We start from the raw sequence: 239 nt of genomic DNA on the forward strand, positions 1-239 counted from the left end.
GGCTGGCACTGCGCAGGCCGAGCAGCGCGCTGCGGATGGCATCGTCGGTGGTCGGCAGCAACAGGCTGACACTGTCCTTGAGCAGCTCGACCAGCACGCCACCGGCACCGATCACCAGAGCCAGGGCGAAGTCATGCTCGCGCTTGATGCCAACGATCAGTTCGGCCAGCGGCGGCTCGGCCATCGGTTCGAGCAGCACCTGGTCGAACGCTACCTGCGGGGCGTAGGCGGCGATACGC

The 239-nt window shown here is 67.8% G+C and carries 1 protein-coding gene; it reads right to left on the reverse strand.

The annotated features are described in order from the left end of the window. A partial coding sequence (locus FQ664_RS26840) for an acetate--CoA ligase family protein (RefSeq protein ID WP_178091131.1) occupies positions 1-239 on the reverse strand: 239 nt, incomplete at both ends.

This window comes from Pseudomonas persica (assembly GCF_900291015.1).
Classification (GTDB): Bacteria; Pseudomonadota; Gammaproteobacteria; order Pseudomonadales; family Pseudomonadaceae; genus Aquipseudomonas.